19 protein-coding genes are annotated in these 20,446 nt (G+C 68.6%); 9 read left to right on the top strand and 10 right to left on the bottom strand.

Annotation, left to right across the window (positions count from 1 at the left end; translation table 11 throughout):
- Positions 1–3: 3 nt before the first annotated feature.
- Entirely contained in the window at positions 4–1,143 is a 1,140-nt protein-coding gene (locus tag FMQ63_RS17510; RefSeq protein ID WP_011553025.1) for an acyl-CoA dehydrogenase family protein, read from the bottom strand.
- Positions 1,144–1,438: 295 nt separating this feature from the next.
- Here FMQ63_RS17510 and FMQ63_RS17505 point away from each other — a divergent pair, with 295 nt between their 5' ends.
- The 4 genes from FMQ63_RS17505 to FMQ63_RS17490 all read left to right on the top strand — a co-directional run bounded on the left by FMQ63_RS17505 (position 1,439) and on the right by FMQ63_RS17490 (position 7,666).
- The gene (locus tag FMQ63_RS17505; RefSeq protein ID WP_011553024.1) at positions 1,439–2,560 is read left to right on the top strand and encodes an efflux RND transporter periplasmic adaptor subunit; all 1,122 of its coding nucleotides are present in this window, start codon (positions 1,439–1,441) and stop codon (positions 2,558–2,560) included.
- A 35-nt stretch (positions 2,561–2,595) separates the two neighbouring features.
- Positions 2,596–5,736, top strand: a complete 3,141-nt coding sequence (locus FMQ63_RS17500; protein WP_011553023.1) for an efflux RND transporter permease subunit — start codon at positions 2,596–2,598, stop codon at positions 5,734–5,736.
- Positions 5,736–6,335 (top strand): MarR family winged helix-turn-helix transcriptional regulator, encoded by a 600-nt coding sequence (locus FMQ63_RS17495; RefSeq protein WP_011553022.1) that lies wholly within the window; start codon positions 5,736–5,738, stop codon positions 6,333–6,335. Before FMQ63_RS17500 ends, FMQ63_RS17495 begins: the two co-directional genes overlap by 1 nt.
- A 107-nt stretch (positions 6,336–6,442) precedes the next feature.
- A complete protein-coding gene (locus FMQ63_RS17490) occupies positions 6,443–7,666 on the top strand; it encodes a hypothetical protein (RefSeq protein ID WP_011553021.1) in 1,224 nt (407 codons plus the stop codon).
- Here the strand turns inward: FMQ63_RS17490 and FMQ63_RS17485 are convergent.
- From FMQ63_RS17485 to FMQ63_RS17475, 3 genes are all read right to left on the bottom strand, one after another.
- A complete protein-coding gene (locus FMQ63_RS17485) occupies positions 7,632–8,804 on the bottom strand; it encodes a CaiB/BaiF CoA-transferase family protein (RefSeq protein ID WP_026114204.1) in 1,173 nt (390 codons plus the stop codon). The genes FMQ63_RS17490 and FMQ63_RS17485 overlap by 35 nt on opposite strands.
- Positions 8,805–8,931: 127 nt before the next feature.
- A complete protein-coding gene (locus FMQ63_RS17480; RefSeq protein ID WP_011553019.1) occupies positions 8,932–9,255 on the bottom strand; it encodes an SCP2 sterol-binding domain-containing protein in 324 nt (107 codons plus the stop codon).
- Between the two features lie 97 nt (positions 9,256–9,352).
- A complete protein-coding gene (locus FMQ63_RS17475) occupies positions 9,353–9,760 on the bottom strand; it encodes a response regulator (protein WP_216609004.1) in 408 nt (135 codons plus the stop codon).
- Between the two features lie 153 nt (positions 9,761–9,913).
- Between FMQ63_RS17475 and FMQ63_RS17470 the strand changes: the two genes are divergently transcribed.
- Positions 9,914–10,939 (top strand): sensor histidine kinase KdpD, encoded by a 1,026-nt coding sequence (locus tag FMQ63_RS17470; protein WP_011553017.1) that lies wholly within the window; start codon positions 9,914–9,916, stop codon positions 10,937–10,939.
- A 75-nt stretch (positions 10,940–11,014) separates the two neighbouring features.
- A complete protein-coding gene (gene tatA / locus FMQ63_RS17465; protein ID WP_026114203.1) occupies positions 11,015–11,260 on the top strand; it encodes a twin-arginine translocase TatA/TatE family subunit in 246 nt (81 codons plus the stop codon).
- 129 nt (positions 11,261–11,389) lie between these two features.
- Here tatA and FMQ63_RS17460 read toward each other — a convergent pair whose 3' ends face one another.
- From FMQ63_RS17460 to FMQ63_RS17435, 6 genes are all read right to left on the bottom strand, one after another.
- Positions 11,390–13,252, bottom strand: a complete 1,863-nt coding sequence (locus FMQ63_RS17460) for a long-chain fatty acid--CoA ligase (protein WP_011553015.1) — start codon at positions 13,250–13,252, stop codon at positions 11,390–11,392.
- Positions 13,249–14,046 carry a hypothetical protein gene (locus tag FMQ63_RS17455; RefSeq protein ID WP_011553014.1) on the bottom strand — a complete coding sequence of 266 codons (798 nt, stop codon included), beginning with the start codon at positions 14,044–14,046 and terminating at the stop codon, positions 13,249–13,251. Before FMQ63_RS17455 ends, FMQ63_RS17460 begins: the two co-directional genes overlap by 4 nt.
- A gap of 97 nt (positions 14,047–14,143) precedes the next feature.
- On the bottom strand, positions 14,144–14,893 hold the full coding sequence (locus FMQ63_RS17450) for an RNA polymerase sigma factor RpoD/SigA (protein WP_020478595.1): 750 nt from the start codon (positions 14,891–14,893) through the stop codon (positions 14,144–14,146).
- Between the two features lie 201 nt (positions 14,894–15,094).
- Positions 15,095–16,513, bottom strand: a complete 1,419-nt coding sequence (locus tag FMQ63_RS17445) for an FAD-binding oxidoreductase (RefSeq protein WP_011553013.1) — start codon at positions 16,511–16,513, stop codon at positions 15,095–15,097.
- Positions 16,510–17,067: a GTP cyclohydrolase I gene (gene folE, locus FMQ63_RS17440; protein WP_011553012.1), complete on the bottom strand. Its 558-nt coding sequence runs from the start codon at positions 17,065–17,067 to the stop codon at positions 16,510–16,512. Before folE ends, FMQ63_RS17445 begins: the two co-directional genes overlap by 4 nt.
- 102 nt (positions 17,068–17,169) lie before the next feature.
- Complete coding sequence (locus FMQ63_RS17435) at positions 17,170–17,511, bottom strand: Rieske 2Fe-2S domain-containing protein (RefSeq protein ID WP_011553011.1); 342 nt, start codon at positions 17,509–17,511, stop codon at positions 17,170–17,172.
- A gap of 125 nt (positions 17,512–17,636) precedes the next feature.
- Here FMQ63_RS17435 and FMQ63_RS17430 point away from each other — a divergent pair, with 125 nt between their 5' ends.
- The 3 genes from FMQ63_RS17430 (at position 17,637) to FMQ63_RS17420 (ending at position 20,446) form a co-directional block, all read left to right on the top strand.
- Positions 17,637–18,062, top strand: coding sequence for a hypothetical protein (locus FMQ63_RS17430; RefSeq protein ID WP_011553010.1), 426 nt, complete (start codon positions 17,637–17,639; stop codon positions 18,060–18,062).
- A gap of 77 nt (positions 18,063–18,139) precedes the next feature.
- The gene (locus tag FMQ63_RS17425; RefSeq protein ID WP_020478594.1) at positions 18,140–19,498 is read left to right on the top strand and encodes a hypothetical protein; all 1,359 of its coding nucleotides are present in this window, start codon (positions 18,140–18,142) and stop codon (positions 19,496–19,498) included.
- 18 nt (positions 19,499–19,516) lie between these two features.
- A complete protein-coding gene (locus FMQ63_RS17420; protein ID WP_011553008.1) occupies positions 19,517–20,446 on the top strand; it encodes a metal ABC transporter substrate-binding protein in 930 nt (309 codons plus the stop codon).

Here is a 20,446-nt window from a genome sequence, read left to right as displayed (position 1 = left end):
GCGCTAGAAGCCGTAGATCTTCGAGATGATCTCCTTCATCACCTCGGAGGTGCCGCCGCCGATGGTGATGAGGCGCACGTCGCGCCACATGCGGGCGATGGAGGTCTCCTCCACGTAGCCCATGCCGCCGTAGAACTGCTGGCAGTCGTAGGCCACGCGCTGGGCCAGGTCCCCCGCGAACAGCTTCGCCATGGAGACCTCCTTCACCGGGTTCTCCTTCCGGTCGAAGAGGTCCACCGCGTGGTACGTCAGGCGCTTGGCCGCTTCGATGGCCGTCAGGTGCTCCACGAACTTGTGGCGCCACACCTGGAACTTCATCAGCGGCCGGCCGAAGGCCTCGCGCTCGTTGCCGTAGCGGATGGAGTCCTCCACCATCCGCTCCATGCCCGCGACCGTGGTGATGGCGCCCACCAGGCGCTCACCCTGGAAGTTGGTCATGATGTGGTAGAAGCCTTCGTTCTCCTCGCCCAGGACGTAGCGGGCCGGAATCCGGCAGTCCTCGAAGTAGAGGACGGCGGTGTCCGAGGACAGGTTGCCCACCTTGTCCAGCTTCTTGGAGACGCCGAAGCCCTTCACGTCCGTGGGGAACGTCACCAGGGAGATGCCGCCGTAGCCGGCCTCGCCCGTGCGCACCGCCAGGGTGATGAAGTCCGCCCGCGTGCCGTTGGTGATCCACATCTTCGAGCCGTTGATGACGTAGTCATCCCCGTCCCGGCGCGCCGTCGTCTTGATGCTGGCCACGTCCGAGCCGCACCCCGGCTCGCTCACGCCCAGCGCGGCGATCTTCTCGCCCTTGAGCGCCGGCTCCAGGAACTCGCGCTTCTGCTCGTCCGTTCCAATCTCGTTGATGATGGGCGTGGCCATCTGGCTCTGCACCAGCAGCGCCATGTTCACGCCCGCGTTGAGGCTGCGGCTCAGCTCCTCCGCGAACACCGTCACGTACCAGTAGTCCAACCCGCTACCGCCGTACTTCGGGTCGTGGTTGATGCCCAGGAAGCCCAGGTCCCCCGCCTTGCGGAACAGCTCCTTGGGGAAGATGCCCGCCCGGTCCCACTCGAGGCCGTGTGGGGTCATCTCCTTCTCCACGAAGCTGCGCACCGTGTTGCGGAAGGCCTCGTGTTCCTCGGTGAATGGGTGGGGCATGGGGTGTCCTCGGCGCGAAAGGATTGATTCTTGAATCAATAACAGGGGCCTCTAGGTGCCACAAGCACCGCCTCCCCGGCACACCGCTCCCCTCCTTCAGGCCAGCGGACGGATGCACCGCGTCGTGTCATTTTCACCTGCCCGCTCGGCGGACGGCCGTTAGACGTGCCGGAGGAAAGATAGTCCGCACTCCGGAGTATCCCCTTGACAGACAGTTCAGAGACTGTAGTTTCCGGGCCGCAGACTTTCCATGTAGAAGCCGGCTCGCAAGTGTCTCCCTGGGGCCAGGCGCCCCGTGACCGGCAGGAGCAGGACGACCGTGATTCGACGCATGTGGATGGCCGCGGCAGTGGCAGCGGTGGTGACGACGGGCTGTGGCAAGGCCAGCAACAAGCCGGCCCTCCCCGAGCAGACGGGTCCCGCGGCATTGGGCGTGCGCGCCATCACTCCAGCCACGGAGTTGAGCGCCGACGTCACCCGCGTGACGGGGCAGATCCGCTCGAAGAACGAGGCGGTCCTGGGGCCCCAGGCGACCGGCACCATCTCGAGGATGAACGTGCGGGTGGGCGACAAGGTGAAGAAGGGCCAGGTGCTGGCGGCGCTGGACGCCTCCAACGTCGCCATCAGCGTGGAGCAGGCGCGCGCGGTGAAGCAGGCCGCGGACGCGGCGCTGGAGCTGGCCACGTCCTCCCTGGAGCGCACCCGGAAGGTGGCGGAGTCCGGTGGCGTGGCCGCCGCGGGGCTGGATCAGGCCGTGATTGGCCAGAAGCAGGCCGCCGCCCAGGCCGCCCAGGCCGCCGCCGGGCTGCGGCTGGCGGAGGAGATGCTGCGTGACCACTCCATCATCGCCCCCTTCGACGGCGTCATCACGGCCCGCACGAAGAACGTCGGTGACTCGGTGGCGATGACGCCCTCCACGCCCGTGTTCAGCATCGTCGACACGACGGGGCTGGAAGTTCGCGCGCAGGTCCCCGAGTCCGTGGTGGACAAGGTCCGCGTGGGCAGCAAGACGCAGGGCACGGTGAGCCCCAGCGGCGCGCGCTTCGACGTGCAGGTGGCCGTCGTGGGCGCGGTGGTGGACGCCTCCAACCGCACGGTGGAGGTGCTGGCGGACGTGGTCGGTGAGCCGTCCCCGGCGCTGCGTCCCGGCGCCCTGGTGGAGCTGGACTTCTCGACCGTGAATCAGGCCGACGACGACAAGGGCCTCTTCCTCCCCACCCAGGCCGTCAGCGCCCGGGGCCAGGAGGGCTTCGTGTGGGTGGTGCAGGACGGCACGGTGCGCAAGCGGGATGTGCGCGTCGAGCGAGTGCTGCCTGGTTACGTCCGCATCCTCCAGGGACTGGGCGCCGACGAGCGCGTGCTCGCCGACTCCTCCCTGGACGTGAAGGAGGGCACGGCCGTCCGCGTAGTGCAGTGACGCCTGCCCTCCCCTCTCAAGTTCGGAGCTCCTGAATGCTCAAGACATTCATCACCCGCCCTGTGTTCACCGCGATGCTGATGCTCGCGGTGGTCGTTTTTGGCATCAATGCCTACCCACGCATCGGCGTGGACCAGTTCCCCGACGTCGAGTTCCCCGTCGTCACCGTCACCACGGTGCTGCCCGGCGCGGACCCGGAGTCGATGGAGAAGAACGTCAGTGACCCGCTGGAGGAGGCGCTCAACACCCTCAACGGCGTGGAGCAGCTGCGCTCCATCAACCTGGAGAGCGTGTCCCAGATCGTCGTCCGCTTCACCCTGGACACCAAGGTGGACGTGGCGTCGCAGGACGTGCGGGACCGCGTCCAGGCCACGCTGAGCAAGCTGCCGACGGAAATCGAGACGCCGGTGGTGGAGAAGTTCGACATCGGCGCGGCGCCCATCATGACGCTGTCGCTGTCCGGCGCGCTCCCTATTGAAGAGATGACGCGCGTCGCCGAGGACGTCGTGAAGCCCGCCCTCCAGCGTCAGCCGGGCGTGGGCAGCATCGACGTGGTCGGTGGCCGTGAGCGCGAAATCCAGATCGTCGTGGATCCGGAGCGGCTGCGTGGCTTCGGGCTGGCCGTCAGCGACGTGAGCCAGGCCGTGCAGGCGCAGAACCTGGACGTCCCGGGTGGCCGCACCATGGACAGCGGCCGTGAGCGCGTGGTGCGCCTGACGTCCGAGGCCAAGAGCGTGGACGAGCTGCGCAACATCATCATCGCCAGCCCCAACGGCGCGCCGGTGCGCGTGCGTGACGTGGCCGACGTGGTGGACGGTCCGGAAGAGGCGCGCTCCAGCGCCAAGAGCGGTGACCGCAGCGCCGTGGCGCTGGTGGTGCGCAAGCAGTCCGGCTCCAACACGGTGCAGGTGGCCGAGTCCATCAAGGAGTCCCTGGGAGAGGTCAACAGCCTGCTGCCCGAAGGCGTGCGCACGGAGATGGTGACGGACAACTCGCGGTTCATCCGCTCGTCCATCGCCGCGGTGCAGTTCGACCTGGTGCTCGGTGGCTTCCTCGCGGTGCTCATCGTGCTGGTGTTCCTGCGCAACCTGAACTCCACGCTGGTGGCCGCCGTCGCGCTGCCGGTGTCCGTCGTCGGGACCTTCGCCGTCATGGCGGCCCTGGGCTTCACGTTCAACGTCGTCACGATGCTGGCGCTGACGCTGTCCATCGGTCTGCTCATCGACGACGCCATCGTGGTCATCGAGAACATCGTCCGTCACCTGGAAGAGGGAAAGACGCCCATGCAGGCGGCGCTCGAGGGCGCCAGCCAGATTGCGCTCGCGGTGTTCGCCGTGACGCTCGCCATCGTCGCCGTGTTCATCCCCGTGGCCTTCATGGACGGAACGATGGGCATGTTCTTCTACCAGTTCGGCGTCACGGTGGCCGTGGCGGTGCTCATCTCCTACGCCGTGTCCATGACGCTCACGCCCATGCTGTCGGCGCGCATGCTGAGCCACCATGGCAACCCCACGGGCATCTCCGCGGCGGTGGAGAAGGTGCTGGTCGCCACTGAGACGGGCTACCGAAACATCCTGGCCAGCATCCTGCGGCACCGGGCCATCACCCTGGTGATCGCCGTGGTGGTGCTCTTCCTCACCCTCTTCATGGCCAGCTTCCTGAAGTTCACGTTCATCCCGGAGCAGGACAACGGCAACATCAAGCTGGCGGTGGAGCTCCCCATCGGCTCCACGCTGCAGGAGACGCAGGCGGAGCTGGACGCGCTGGACGCGCAGGTCCGCGCCCTGCCCGGCATCGACTCCACCTTCGCCACCGCCGGTGGCGGCGTGCAGGAGGAAGTGCACAAGGGAGAGCTGCTCATCAACCTGGTGCCGCTGAAGGACCGCGCCTTCAACCAGGGCGAGCTGAAGACGTACCTGCGCGGCGCCATCACCCCTCGCAGCGGCGTCACCGTCACGGTGCAGGACATCGCGGCCGTGGGCGGCGGCGGTGCCCGCACGCAGCAGATTCAGTTCAACCTCCGCGGTGACAACTGGGACGAGGTCATCAAGGCCGCCGAAAAGGTGCAGGCCACCATGCGCCAGAATCCGGGCTTGGTGGACGTGGACATGACGTTCCGCTCCGGCAAGCCGCAGTACGACGTCAAGGTGGACCGCGAGCGCGCGGCCAGCCTGGGCGTCCCGGCGGCCTCGCTGGGTGCCACGCTGCGTGCCTTCCTGGGCCGCGACAAGTTCGGCGACTACCGCGAGGGTGGCGAGACGTACGAAATCAAGGTGGCCCTGCCGCCGCAGACGCTGGCCTCCGCCGACGCGCTGGGCAAGCTGACCGTGCGCAGCATGACGGGCCAGTTGGTGGAGCTGCGCAACTTCGCGACCATCACCCCGGCCGACGGCCCAGTGCAGATCGACCGCGAGTCGCAGAAGCGGCAGATCACCCTGCTGGCGAACCTGGCCTCGGGCTACGCGCTGAGCGACGGCATCAACTTCCTCAACGCGTACGCGGAGAAGGAGCTGCCCAAGACGGTCATCTACGACTTCGAGGGTAACGCGAAGGAGATGGGCAAGGCCGTGGCGGCCTTCGGCTCCGCCCTGCTGCTGGGCATCATCCTCATCTACATGATTCTCGCGGCGCAGTTCGAGAGCTTCGTCCACCCCTTCACCATCATGATGTCGCTGCCCTTCGCCCTCATCGGCGCCATTGGCGGTCTGCTCGTCACCGGTCAGGCCATGTCGATGTTCGCCCTCATCGGCGTCATCATGCTCATGGGGCTGGTGGTGAAGAACGGCATCCTCCTGGTGGACTTCACGCTGCAGTTGCGTGAGGAAGGCAAGACGGCGACGGAAGCCCTGCTCCAGGCCGCTCCCGTGCGTCTGCGTCCCATCCTGATGACGACCATCGCGATGATCGCCGGCATGATTCCGGTGGCGGTCGCCAAGGGTGACGGCGCGGAGACGCGCGCGCCCATGGCCATCACCATCATCGGCGGTCTGGTGACGTCCACGTTCCTCACCCTGGGCGTGGTGCCGGTGGTGTACTCGCTGATGGATCAGCTCACCGAGAAGTTCAAGCGGCGCAAGGGTCCGGACGCGACCTCCGGTACGCCGCACGCGGTGGGTCCGAAGCACGGCGCTGAATCGCCTTCCGTGGCCGCTGCGGCCCGGGTGGAGACCGCCTGATGCGGCGGCCGGATGACAAACCGGCCGCGCTCGCGAATCGGCGCGGCGACCCGGGTGCGGAGGGCCAGGACCCTCCCGAGGACGGTGGCTCCGAGGAGAGCCACGGTCTGATGGAGGAAGACGTCGAGACCTCCACGCCCGAGTCGCGGCGCCTCCACGAGTTGCTGATTGAGTTCAGCCGCTACCGCTCCCTGAAGAACCCGCTGGCGGGCATCTGCGAGGACCTCCAGCTCACGCCCACGCAGATGCATGCGCTGTCGTGGCTGGGCAACGACGGTCCGGTGCAGGTGGGCGTCCTGGCCCTGCGGGTGGGCATCACCCGGAAGACCATCACCGGTGTGGTGGACCGCCTGGAGAGCATGGGTCTGGTGGAGCGGACCCGGGACGTGGAGGACCGGCGCGCCGTCGTCGTGCGCCTCACCGAGCAGGGCAGCAGCGTCTTCGCCCGCATCGACCGGGGCATGGACGCCAGCCTGCGGCGCGTGCTGAGCCTGATGAGCCCCGAGGACCGCGACGCCGTGTTCGGCATCCTGGAGCGGATGCTGGCGCGCCTGACGGCCGAGGCGGAATCGGCCAGCGGCGACTCCCAGGCGAGCTGAGCTTTACCCTCACGCGCGCCGGCCCATGCTTCGGGTCGGCGCGCGTAGGACGTCGCGGGTGTCGCTGGCGCGCCCGAGCGAATAAGCTCCCCCCGGCTGCCCACCGCATGACGATGACCGCCATCCTCCTCGTGAGCCTCACCATGGGACTGGGCGCCGCCGCCCCGGCTGGCGCGCGTGCGGAGGTGACGTGGCCCGCGGTGGCGCCGTCCACTGTCCAACTGCGGGCCCCGGGGAGTGCGGCGCCTCCGTCCGACGTGTCCTCGCTGCTGGCCTCCCGGTGCAGGCAGTGGGCCGCCACGCCCGACAACGCCTGGGCGCTGGCCCATGGCCTGGCGCTGGACGGCCGGGACTTCCGCACCCGCGACGGTCAGCCCGCGGCGGACGCCATCATCGCGCGCTACCTGCGCCGGACACCGCCGCCGTCCCACTCGCCCGCCGCCGCCCAGCGGCTCTTCTTCGACAGCCGAACCGCCAACGGCACGCCGGTGGAGCCCCACCCCGCCCTTCAGCTCAAGAGCCTGCTGCACGCGGGCTACCCGGCGCGCCACCGCTTCAATGCGTCCTGGGGCCCCGTCATGGTGCAGGCGCTGGTGGAGCAGTTGCAGCTCGATTTCCGCCCCTCGCTCGTGGCCCATCCCGAGGGTGCCTGGGCGCTGGACGCACTGTCCCTGGCGATGGAGCCCGGCACCACGTTCCGCACCAGCGAGGGCACGACGGTCCACATCGACACGGTGATGCGGGACGCGCTCGCCACGCTCGAAGCCGCCCAGGCCGAGCTGTCCGCGGCGATGCGCGCGGGGCGGACGCAGGTCCCCAAGCGAAAGCAAGGCATCTACGCCCACCCGTGCGGCGGGCTTCACTACTTCCAGGCCGTGGCGGGCTGGGCCCGGCATGCCTCCGTGCGCAAGGTGTGGCGCAAGCGGCTGGACGCGCAGGTGGACGTGCTGCTGTACCGGCTGGACTCGGAAGGCCGGCAGTACGAGGCGGCGCTGGCCGACGCGCCGTTCGCGCACCGGCTGCCCCTGCTGGTGCAGATGCTGAAGTTCCAGGGCCACCTGCTGGAGACGCTCGGCCGCTACCGCGACGACACCCGGTGGCGGCCCACGAAGGCCCAGCAGCAGACGGTAGAGCGGGCGCGCACGGCCCTGGAGCACACCGTGCGCCGGCTGGAAGCCGGTGGCGCCTTCGACGGGTGGCCAGCGCTGGCCGAACGGCAGCCGCAGCTCGCGTTGGACTTGTTGGGCGACACCTGCCACGCCGCGCGCGGCGAGGCCCTGTGGCGGACGCCCGCCGTCAGTGCCCCAGCCGCGCAAGCTCCTGCGCGGTAAAGCCCGCCGCTTCCAGAATCTCCCGCGAGTGCTGCCCCAGCGTGGGCGGCGCGCGCAGCGGCGTCTCGCCCATGCGCAGTGGCGTCAGCAGGTGCGTCACCTTGCGGCCCAGCACCGCGTCCTCCGCCTCCACGAAGAGGCCCCGGGCCTGGAGCTGCGGGTCCTTCAGCACGTCGTCCCCTTCCGCCACGGGCTCGATGCAGAGGTCGGAGCCCGCGAAGCGCTCCTGCCAGTACGCCAGAGGGTGCTCGGCGAACAGGCGCGTCAGCTCCGCCTTCACGCGCGCGCCGGACTCACCCGGGGCGTAGGCGTCCTCCAGCAGCTCCGGACGCCCCAGCCGCTCACACACGCCCGCGAAGAACTTGGGCTCCAGCGCGCCCACCGCGAGCCACCGGTCATCCGCCGTGCGATACAGGCCGTAGCACGCGTAGCCACCGTTGAGCGCCTCCTTGCCCCGCTGAAGGGCGACGCCTTCCGTCCCCATGTAGAGGCGCGACGCCAGGTGCATGTGCAGGAAGGCCAGCGCGCCGTCCGTCATGGACACGTCCACGAAGCGCCCCTGCCCCGTGCGCTCACGCTCGTGCAGCGCCGCCAGGATGCCCACCAGCGCGAAGAGGCTGCCGCCGCCAATGTCCCCCATCTGCACGCCGGGAAACGCGGGCGCGCCGCCGGCCTCTCCGCCGTAGCCCAGCAGGCCGGCTCGGGCCGCGTAGTTCAAGTCATGCCCCGCCTTCAGCCGATCCGGCCCCGTCTGCCCGTAGCCGGAGATGGCGCAGTAGATGAGCCGGGGGTTCTCCGCGCGCAGCGCGGACTCGCCCACGCCCAGCTTGTCCATGACGCCGGGCCGGAAGCTCTCCACCAGCACGTCGTAGTGGCGCACCAGCCGCTTCAGCGCCTCGCGGCCTTCGGGCTGCTTCAGGTTCAGCGTCAGGGAGCGCTTGTTCCGATTGAGGCCGTAGAACAGGCCGCTGACGTCATCCCGCAGGGGCGGCATCTGGCGGATGTAGTCCCCGCCCTCCGGCTCCTCCACCTTGTCCACGGTGGCGCCCAGGTCTGCCAGCACCAGGGTGGCGTAGGGGCCGGGCAGCAGGCGCGACAAGTCCAGCACGCGCAGGCCTGTGAGCGGGAGCGACGACATGGGCATTCCTCGGAGCGAGCATCAGGGGTGTGGAAACGACTGCGGCGCGCCCCTGTGAAGGAGACGCGCCGCGTGCGACAGAAGCCAGCGGGCGGGGTCCGCCCACAACGCTCCGGTCCGTCGGAAATTAGAGCAGCTTCGCGAGCTTCATCGCGAGGCCCATGTCCATGGGCTTGAACTTCAGCTTGCCCTGCATGGCCGCCATCTGCGCGTTGAGCTTCTTCTCGCGAATCTTCACGAAGTCGTCGTTGCTCACGGAGATGGTCATCTTCGCGTTGTCGACCGCACCTTCCGTCACCCAGCCCTCGGACTTGGTGGCGTCCAGCGTCCACTTCCCGCCGCCCTCACCCGACACGTCAAAGACGATGACGGCGTTGATTTCCTTCGCCAGCTCCGGCTTCGCCTTGAGGGTCTCCGGAATCTGGTTCTCGATGATGTCCTTCGCGCTCACGACACACTCCTTGGCCTGATCGTTGATTTGAAAATCAAAGACAGGGGGGACCGTAATGGCGCCCCCCTGGCAGGTCAAGACACGGATGCGGCAACTGTCACGCGATGGTGGACGCGGCGGCGGGGTTCAGCGAGCGGCGAACCATGTCCAACAAATCGTTGAGTTCGAACGGCTTGGCCAGATGCCCCACCGCGCCAATGTCTGCGGCCTTGCTGCCCACATTGCGGTCCGCGCTCAGGACGATGAGGGGGATGCGCGCCACCTCGGGCGGCTTCTGCCGCATCCGCTGGGCGAACTCCCAACCGTCCATCACCGGCATCATCAGGTCCAACAGGATGAGGTTGGGCGGTTCGGGCTCCAGCCGGTCCAACGCCTCCTTCCCGTTCCGCGCCCGGCGGATTTCGAAGCCTTCGGCTTCCAGAATCTCTGAAAGGGCCTCCAGGATGTCCGGGTCGTCATCGACGACCAGGACCACCGGGGCTCTCGCATGCTGTGCATTGTGCAAGGTCAGAGCAGTCTCCCGAGGTGCGACGCTGGGATTCTTCAACCATCCTCCCACACGGCCGCGCAAGAAAATGCGCCCACGCCGCCAGACATGGGCCCACGTTGCAAAACCGACAGTCACTGCCCACCCTTTCCGTGACCTGATGGACTGGGGGTGTGGAACGTGGCGAGCGAGGGGGAGCTGAAAGCAGGCGACATGGCGGCACCCGGGCTTCTGCTCCTGCCTCGCGGAGGCAGCCCGCGCCTGCTCGGACACTCGCTGCTGCGGCAGCTCGACCTGGAGGCGCTCCCCAGCCGCGTGGGCTCCCTGCCGGAGCTCATGGCGGTGGCGGGCTTTCAGCGGCGCGCTGGGAGCGGCAGCCTCTGGGAGCGGGATGGCCAGGTGCTGATGGCGGGCGAGGAGGCGCTGGAGGACGGCGCGCTGCTGCTGTGGACGTCGCCCCTGGCGTGGGACGAGGCCGGTGTGCGCCGGCGCGTGCGCTACCTGTCCATGGCGTCGCATGACCTGCGCGGCTCACTGGCCAACGTGCGCTCATACGCGGCCCTGCTGCTCAACGGCCGCGTGCCCCTGGAGCCCAAGGTGCAGCGTGGCCTGGAGACCATCCTCCGCAACGCGGACCGCTCGCTGGCCTTCTCCCAGGATTTCTTCGACGCCAGCCGGGCGGACCTGGGCTCCCTGCCCTGCGAGCAGGAGCGCCAATCCCTGCTGCCCCTGCTGGACGCGGCGGTGGAGCGGCAGCGCGCCGCGGCGTCGGCGGCCCAGGTGGCGCTCGTGTTGGGCCTGAACCCGGAGCAGGCGGTGCCCGAGGTCATCGTGGACGGGGCCCGCATCCAACACGCCGTGGAGTCATTCATCCAGTACCAGTTGGCCCGCGCCCAACCGGGCGAGGTCATCCGATTGGGCATCCGCGACTTCGCACCCCGGGTGCGCGTGGAGGTCCGCCGGGACGGGGCGCCCCTGACGGATGAGGACGCCGCCGCCGTCTTCCAGCGCGAGGAGCGCGCCTTCCGGGAGAAGCGGCTGGAGGACCCCTTGCGCGTCTACCTGGCCCGGCAGGAGGTGGAGGCCCACGGGGGCAGCGTGGGCGTCGAGTCGGACCGAGGTGGCAGCACCCTCTTCCTCACCCTGGCCCAGGCCCCCGTCGCGGCGCTCGGTTCTCCAGCAACCATGCAGGCTTGAATCGCCCGCCGGTCTTGCTGGCGGTCGGCGGCGCCCATCGGTATGCTCTTGGCGTCTTCGCGAAGGAGCCGAGTGATGGGTTTGAAGGGAATGGAAATCCTGCTGATCATGGGGGTGCTGCTGCTCCTGTTCGGAGCGTCGCGCCTGCCACAGCTGGGCTCTTCGCTGGGAAGTGCGATCCGCAACTTCAAGCGCGGCTTTGGCGGTGAGGGCGAGGACGCGGCGGCCCCTGGGGACAAGAAGGGCTCCGGGACGCTCTCCAGCAGCACCGGCGTGCAGAACGACGTCACCAAGAGCCAGACGCCCAGCGGCCACGTCTGAGCCGCCGCCGGGTGGCCGTGCCTCCCGGCAGGACGTGAGCAGTGCCCTGAAACGCGCAACGCCCGAGCCGCCCCCTGGAACAAGGGGTGGGCCGGGCGTTCGCTTTTGCCCTGTGCGTGGCGTGGGGCCTCAGTCGACGACGGTGGTGCCTTCGTACATCCGGTCGAGCTGCGCCCTGTACTTCTGGGTGCAGACCTTCCGCTTCACACTGAGCTTGGGCGTCAGCTCCTCCGTCTCCTGGCTGAAGTCGTTCTCCAGCACGGTGAAGCGCTTGAGCGTGGCGTAGGGCGGCTGCTGCGTGTTGACCTGATCCACCGCGGCCTTCACCGCCGCCTGGACCTCCGGACGACGGGCATTGTCCGCGTAGGTGCCCACAGGGGCGCCCTGGTCCAGGAGGAGTCTGCGCGCGCCCTCCTCCGACACGGTGATGAGCACCACCAGGTACGGCCGCTTGTCGCCGTACACCATGGCCTGACTGATGATGGCGTGCGTCTTGAGGGCGTTCTCGAGATTCTGCGGCGCCACGTTCTTCCCGCCCGCGGTGACGATGAGGTCCTTCTTGCGGTCGGTGATGCGCAGGTAGTTGTCCGCGTCCAGCTCGCCGATGTCACCGGTGTGGAACCAGTTCTCCGCGTCGATGGCCTCCGCCGTGGCCTCGGGGTTCTTGTAGTACCCCTTCATGACGGCCGGGCCGCGGATGAGGATTTCGCCGTCGGAGGCAATCATCACCTCCATGCCCGGCACGGGCGCGCCCACGCTGCCAATCTTGATCTTGTGCTCGCGATTGACGGTGGTGCCGGCGCACGTCTCCGTCAGGCCGTAGCCCTCCAGCACCTTGAGGCCCAGCAGGTCGAAGAAGTAGCCGATCTTCGGAGACAGGGGCGCGCCGCCGGAGATGAACACGCGCATGTTGCCGCCCAGCTTCTCGCTGATGGCCGCGTGCACCTTGGAGAACACCAGCTTCTTCGCCAACGCGAAGCCCAGGGTGGCGTACTCGCGCCCCTGGCTGCGTGCCTCGACGTACTCGTCGAACAGCTTGAAGGCCCAGCGGAAGAGCCGGCCCTTGAGCCCCGGGGCCGCCGAGCCGTTGGCCACCACGTTGTTGTAGACCTTCTCGAAGACGCGCGGCACCGACGGCAGCACCGAGGGACGCGTCTCCACCAGGTTGGCGAGCAGCTTGTCCACCGACTCCGCGACGACGAGCCGGTAACCCATGCTCAGCCAGGCGGCCTTCACCACCTGCGCGAAGACGTGCGCCAGCGGAAGGAACAGCATCACCGAGTCAGAGGGCACCATCATCCCCACCGACTGGGCGGCCTTCGCCTCGAAGGCCCAGTTGCGGTGCGTGAGGATGACGCCCTTGGGGTCCCCCGTCGTGCCGGACGTGTAGATGATGGAGGCGGTGTCCTCCATGGACACGCCCGCCACCCGCGCCTCGAAGTCGTCCGGACGGGCGGCATGCTCGGTGCGGCCCTGGGCGATGACGTCGGCGAGTGACAGCTCGGTGCCACCGGCAACGGGGCCCTCGAAGGCGACGATGCGGCGGAGCGCCGGACACTCCGCCAGCTTCTGGCGCAGGCGCGTGAGCCGGCCCGCCTGCCGGGCGTCCTTCTCGTCGTTGTCCACGAAGACGAGCGTCGTCTCGGAGTGGTTGAGGATGTACCGGCACTCATCCGGCGTGTTGGACGCATAGATGGGGACGGTGATGGCCTGCGCGGCGCTGATGGCCACATCGCAGATGAGCCACTGCAGACTGGTGTTCGCGAAAATCGCCACCCGGTCCCCGGGCTTCACCCCCTGGGCAACCAGGCCCGCGGAGAGCGCTTTCACCTCGTCCAGGAACTGGGCGAAGGTGACGTCCTGCCAGCGGCCGTCTTTCTTGTGGCTTACGCCCACCGTCGACGCGTTCTTCGCGCGCTGAATGAGCAGTTGGACCAGCGTCGCATCACCCCCCGCGGTAGCGGAAGCCGCTACCTGATTCTCTGCCCTCATCTGAGCTCCTTCTCGATATCGGCTTCGACTTTCTTGGACCACTCCTGCACGCGCCGCCCTTCCGCGGGGTCGTACGCGATGCTGCCTTGCTTCACCTTTTGAATGGCCTCGCGCGCCTTCGCGGCCTTGCCGTCCTTGAGGAGTGTCTCCGCCAGGAAGTAGTAGGCGCGCAGCATCTGCGGGTGCTTCGCGATGGACTTTTCGTAGAGGCTGGCGGACTTCGCCAGGTCGCGCTTGGGCCAGGGCAGCTCGTAGTAGTAGCGGCCCTTGGCCAGCAGCGGCGCGCCCCGGTCGTAGCCCGCGTCAATCTGGATGGCCTTGTCGAGCCGCTCGTTGAACTTGCCCTCGAGCCCCTCGCCCAGCGCCTTCATGATGCCCACGGCCTGGGAGTAGGCGCCGATGCCGGTGGCCGCGTAGTAGTGGCCCTCCACCCGGGCGGGGTTGAGCTTCACCGCCTTCTCACCCCAGTCCCACGTCTGGCGGCCCAGCACCTTCTTGAGCTTCTCGTTGGCCGCCCCGTCCGCCTGCCACTGGAGGATGCGCGCCTTGCGCCAGACCAGCTCGTAATCCTCCGGCGCGGCGTCCAGCGCCATCTTCAAGGCACCCTCGTAGGCCTTCTCCCCACCGGACTCGCCGCGCTTCGCGTACAGCGCGTCAAGCTCGGACAACAGGGAGGCCTCAGCCCCCCAGGCAGGCAGGCTCAGGAGGAGGCTCAAAGCAAATGAAATCAAGCGCATAAGCGCCGGGCTTAGCACGCACTTTTGCCCGGTAGCAAACCATCGGAGGCCAAACATCCGCCAAACGACAAGAGGCGGGAGCGGCCCGGTATGACCCGGTCCGTCCCGCCCCGATGACGCGCCTTCCCAGGTGGGAAGGGCCCTGGATGGCCGCTCACGCCGCGTCGGCGGCCCGCTCGCCCAGGTGGTGCTCCTCGTTCTCGTTGAACGCCTGCAGGTAGCGCTCCAGGAAGTTCTTCGTCTTCAGCTCCACCTGACGCACGCGCTCGCGCGACACGCCCCACCGCTGGCCCAGTTCCTCGAGCGTCAGCGGCTTGTCCTGTGTCAGCCGCTCCGTGAGGATGTCCCAGCCCAGGTCACCAATGCGCTTGCGCACCTTGGCGAGCGCCTCCTGAATCTCCGTGTCCTGCTCGTGCGCCAGGAACACCTGCTGAGGCGAAGGGCTGTTGTCCTCCAGCCGATCGAGGAAGGTCGTCTCGCCGTCCTCGTCGATGGTGGCGTCCAGCGAGAAGTCCACCATGCTGCCGCGCTCGGCCTCACCACCGCGCACCTGGCTGCGGTTGTCCTTCAGGTACCGGGTGATGTAGGCGCGAATCCACCACACCGCGTAGGTGGCGAAGCGCACGTTCTTCTTTGGATCGAAGTGCTCGATCGCCTTCATGAGACCGACGTTGCCCTCCTGGATGAGGTCATCCAGTCGCGCGCCGCGATTGGCGAACTTCTTCGCCACGGCGACAACGAAGGCCAGATTGGAGCTGGCAAGCGTCTGCCGCGCGGACTCGTCACCCTTGCGGGCGCGACGCGCAAGCTCGTACTCCTGCTCACGCGTCAGCTGCTGGTGCCCGCCCAGGTTCCGAAGGTAGTGCGACAGGCCTTCGGCTGCGTACTTCGTCGAATTGGCCATGATTTCCCGTCCTCCGTTCGATGCCGGACGCGCTCTCCCCCCGCCGCCTCGCGTCCACCTGGAACTAAGACGCGCAACGAGCGAAAGGGTTTCTCATTCCAGGTCCGATTAGGCATTTCGCGCGACATTCCCAGCCCTTCCCACGCTTTGGACGGTAAGCCGCTCGACGCCGGGACAAAAACGAGCCGCGTCGGCCACGAATCAAGAACGCATGAGCGCGGGGAAGATTTTCGAAGGGTTGAGCAACCCTGATGGATCGAAGAAGGCCTTGAGCCTGCGCTGCAGGTCGATGAGCGCGGGGGACTGCTCCAGCGAAAGATATTCCCGCTTCGCGTGCCCCACACCGTGCTCGCCTGTGATGGTTCCGCCCAGTTCCACGGTCATCACCAGCATGCGCCGCAGGGCCTCCTCCACCAGCGGCCGTTGGTGGGCGCCCTCGTAGAGGATGTTGGCGTGCAGGTTCCCGTCGCCCGCATGGCCATACGTGGCCACGGTGAGCCCCAGCTCCGCGCCCATGGCCTTCAAGCGCTCGATGACCTCCGGAATCTTCGAGCGGGGCACGACGATGTCCTCGGAAATCTTGTGAGGCTTGAGGGCCCGGAGGGCTGGGGAAATCACCCTGCGCGCGGCCCAGAGCTTCTCGCGCTGGGAGGCATCCTGGGCCACCAGCGTCTCGGTGGCGCCCTGGCTGGCACAGATGTCACCCAACTGAGACAGCTCAGCGAGCAAGCCCTCGCGGCCGTTGCCGTCCACCTCGACGATGACAGCGGAGCCCGCGCCCGGAGGGAACTGGAAGCCGCGGCCGTCCACAGCCCGCAGGGCCACGTCATCGATGAGCTCCAGGCAACGCGGGAGGATGCCCGCGGCCAGCACGGCGGACACCGCGCGCGCGGCGTGCAGCACGGACGGAAAAACCACCAGGGCCGTCAGCACCTCGCGCGGCAGCGGGATGAGCTGGACGGTGATTTCGGTGGCGACCCCCAGCGTGCCCTCCGAGCCGACGAAGAGGCCCACCAGGTCATAACCCGCCACACCCTTGATGGTGCGCCGGCCCACCCGCACCACCTCGCCGTCCGGGAGCACCCACTCCAGTCCGATGACGTAGTCGCGCGTGACACCGTATTTGAGTGCCCGAGGCCCGCCGGCGTTCTCCGCCACGTTGCCGCCCAGCGTGCACACCTCCCAGGAGTTCGGGTCCGGTGGATAGAAGAGCCCTACCGCTTCCACGGCCTTCATCAGGTCGCCGGTGATGACGCCGGGCTGCACCACCGCGGTGAGGTCCTCGGGGGAGATGGAGAGGATGCGGTTCATCCGCTCCAGGCTCACCGCCACCCCCCCGTGCAAGGGCAGCGAGCCGCCGCTCTTGCCGCTGCGCGCGCCACAGGGGGTGAAGGGCACGCCGTGCACCGCGCACGCCTTGAAGACCTCCGACACCTGCCGCGTGTCCGCGGGGAAGACGACGAGGTCGGGCGCATGGACGCCACTGTCGGACTCGTCACGGGCGTAGGCGGCCAGCGCGGCGTCATCCACGCGCAGCTGCTCCGGAGCCAGAACGGCGGCCAGCGCCTCGCGCACGCGGGCCACGCGCTCGGGCTCCACGCGCGGCAGGGGCGCACTCATCGCCGGGCCCCCAACCGGGCCCACAGCTCACGGCGCAGGGGGCCGTCGCGCCGCAGGGTGCCTTCATAGGCCTCCGCGTGAGTGACGGCGTCGCGCTGCTTGTCCCCGCGCAGGCGCAGGCACGCCTGCTCCGCTTCGATGATGCATGCAGTGGCGGGGCTGCCCAGCACCTGCGCCAGGGAACGCGCCACTTCCCGCGCCATGTCCTCCTGGAGGATGAGCCGGTGCGCGAAGCAGTCCACCAGCGATGACAGCCGGCCAAAGCCCACCACCCGCTTGCCCGGCACGTAGGCCACGTGGGCCCGCCCGGTGAGCGGCAGCAGGTGGTGCGGACACATGGAGTGGAAGCGCAGGTCCGTCACCACCACCAGCTCGCCCGAGGAGCCCGGCGGCGCGGGGAACGTCTCCCCCAGCGCCTGCTCCGGGGTGCGGCTGTAGCCGTCGAGGAACTCGGCCGCCCAGGCCTCGGCCACGCGCGTGGGGGTGTCCGCCAGGTGGACGTCCTGGAGGTTCAGACCGGCGGCGCGCAGGAAGTCCGCCACGGCACGCGCCATGGCCGAGGTATCGGGGACAGCGGCGGGGGCGGCAGCGGCGGGGGCTTTGCGGCGGGCTCGGGACGAAGTCACAGTGGAATCGCTCCTGGAAGGGGCCGGCACTCAGGGGGCGTGGACCCTACCTGATGCGGACACGAGGATGTGCTGTCCCTGCACACGCACCACATAGGTGCGGACCTGCACCCCTGGATGCCGAGGGCACTGCCCCGTCCGGATGTCGAACGGCCAGGTGTGCAACGGACAGTGCACCACGTATCCCACCAGGTCCCCCTCGGACAGGGGCCCGGCCCGGTGGGGGCATGCGTCCGCCACCGCATGGAGCTCCCCATTCACGCGGAAGAGGGCCACCGCGACACCGTCCACCTGCACCACCGCGCGGCCCCGCGCGTCGAGTACGTCCAGCGTCGCCACTGGAATGAATCCTCCGTCCAGATGTCCGTTCATTCCTGAAGTTCCCCAACGTCCGGCCGGGGCCGACACATCCCCACCCGGACGAAACAGAGCGTGATAGCGTCCCTTGACACCCGCCGTGCCGCGTCATTAGAGCACCCGGGCAACCGTCCCTTCCGATGAATCAGCGAGCCCACACCTTCGCCCGCTGCACCGCGACGCTGCTCGTCGCGCTGTGGCTGTGTCAGCCGCTGGGCGCGCTGATGCACGCGAGGGACGAGCACGCGCATCGGTTCTGTCCGCAGCATCAGACGTTCGAAGAGACGGCGCTCGGCACGGGCGCGCGGCTGTCCCGGCTCGCCATCGACCAGAGCCCGCAGCTATCCGCCCTGCCCGAAGCCGTCACGGACTCGGCCGCCCTCCCCCATGAGGAATGTCCGCTGGTGACGTCCGGCTCCCGCCCGGAGCTTCTGACGCCCTACCGCACGACACTGGTGCTGACGCTGCTCGCTGTGAGCCGTCCGGCCACCGCGCCGCCTCGCGTCCAGGCCCCCCTCTCCATCCTCGATACCGCCCCCAAGGCCTCGCCTCCCGCGCACGCGTGACGTGCGTCGTCCGAGGTCTTTCAGGTCATTGGTGGGCGTGACCGCTACGCGGCCGCCCCGTTCGAGGAGTATTCCAGGTGGCAACCCGTTCGCGCCGTGCCCACGGCGCTCTCATCGTCGTTTCACTCACGCCCTTGCTGTTCGCCAGCGGCGCCCGCGCCCAGGACGCCTCCGCGCCTCCGGCGGACGCCCCCGTGCAGGAGCCGGGGGAAAACGCCGCGCCCGCGCTCACGCCCGAGGAGTTGAAGGAGATTGAAAAGGCGCTTGGCAGCGATGCCGCGTCCGCGCAGCAGAACGCGCCCACCGGTACCGCGGCGCCGCCGGCCTCCATGCCTGGCGGTGGCTCCGCGCTCTCCATCCCCGGGGTGAACAATCCCAACACGGGCGCGAACTTCCTGGACCTGAGCTTCATCCTGGATGTGGCCGCCGCGGCCTTCACAGACAAGGAGCCCCTGCAGAGCGGCGCGCACGACCCCACGCGCAACGGCTTCAACCTGCAGCAGTTGGAGCTGTCCATCGGCTCGGTGGTGGACCCCTACTTCCGGTTCGACGCCAACATCGTCTTCAGCCAGTTCGGCGTGGAAATCGAAGAGGCCTACGGCACCACGCTGGCGCTGCCCTACAACCTCCAGGTGCGCGCCGGTCAGTTCCTCACGCGCTTCGGCCGCATCAACCCCACGCACCCGCATTCGTGGGACTTCGTGGACCAGCCCTTCGCCGTGGGCCGCATCTTCGGAGGCGAAAGCAACCGAGGACTGGGCGCCGAGGTGTCCTGGCTGGCGCCCCTGCCCTGGTACGTGGAGGTGATTGGCAGCACCACCGACGCCACCGGCGGGGCCACCGCACGCAGCTTCCTGGGCGCCACCAGCGAACGGGTTCAGTCTCCGTTCGACTTGCAGCTCACCGGCGCGGTGAAGCAGTTCTTCCCGCTGTCGGATGACCTGTCCCTCATGTGGGGCCTGTCCACCGCCACCGGCCCCAATCCCACCGGCTACCGCAACCGCACGGACGCGTTCGGCACGGACCTGTACCTGCGCTACCGGCCCATCACCCAGGCCCACAACACCACGCTCATCACGCTCCAGGCGGAGGCCTTTTACCGCCGCCGCCAGGTGCCCGGGGACGTGCTGACGGACTTCAACACCTACGCGCAGGCCGCGTGGCGCTTCTCACCGCGGTGGGCCACCGCGCTGCGCTACGAGCTGGGAACGGCGGCGCGAGGCGAAGACGGAGCGCGCGTCATCGACCCGTTGGACCCGGACTGGACGGAGTCACGCAACCGCGTGTCCGCCAACGTCACCTTCTGGCCCACCGAGTTCTCCCGGCTGCGCCTCCAGGGCGCCAGGGACCATGCCGGGTGGCGGGATGAGCCCGGCTACTCCCTGATGCTCGCGCTCGAGCTGGTGACCGGCGCCCACGGCGCCCACGCTTTCTAAACCCCTTTCGAAGGAGCCATGACCATGCGTCTCTCCCGTCTGTTCGCGGCCGTGTGCGCCGCCTTCACCCTCTTCGTCGCGTCCCCCGCTCGCGCGGACCTCAACGTCGTCACCACCCTGCCGGACCTGGCCGCCTTGACGAAGGCCGTGGGCGGCGACCACGTCAAAGTGCAGGCCCTGGCGCTGTCCAGCCAGGACCCGCACTTCGTGGATGCCAAGCCGAACCTCGCCCTGGCGCTCAACCGCGCGGACCTGCTCATCGCGGTGGGCCTGGACCTGGAGATCGGCTGGCTGCCCACGCTTCAGGTGGGCGCGCGCAACCCGAAAATCCTCGTGGGCAACCCGGGCTACCTGGTGGCCTCGCAGTTCGTGAAGCTGCTGGAGGTCCCCACCGCGCAGGTGGACCGGGGCCAGGGCGACGTCCACCCGGGCGGCAACCCGCACTTCCTCTATGACCCGCGCCAGGCGCTGTCCGTCGCGCGAGCCATCACCGACCGGCTGGCGCAGTTGGATCCGAAGAACGCGCAGTCCTACCGCGACAACCTCGCCACCTTCACCACCGAGTTGGAGAAGTCGCGCGCGGACTGGGAGAAGCGGCTGGCGCCGCTGCGTGGCCAGCCCGTCATCGCCTACCACCGGACCATGGCGTACCTGGCGGACTGGCTGGGCTTCGACACCATCACCTACCTGGAGCCCAAGCCCGGCATCCCGCCCAACCCGTCGCACGTCGCGAGCGTCCTGGCCCAGGGCCGTCAGCGAAAGGCGCGCATGGTGCTGATGGAGAGCTACTACCCGGACACCACCGCGCGGTTGGTGGCCTCGAAGATTCCCGCGCCGCTCGTCACCCTGCACGGCGGCACGGACTTCAAGGCGAAGGAGACGTACCTCCAGCACATCAACGAAATGGTCGAGCGCCTGGAGAAGGGGCTCGCCGGAAAGGGGACCTGA

The sequence above is a fragment of the Myxococcus sp. CA005 genome (assembly GCF_006518205.1).
GTDB classification, from domain to species: Bacteria; Myxococcota; Myxococcia; order Myxococcales; family Myxococcaceae; genus Myxococcus; species Myxococcus xanthus.
Note: the sequence above shows the minus strand (reverse complement) of the source record. Positions and strands in the feature narration are given on the sequence as shown.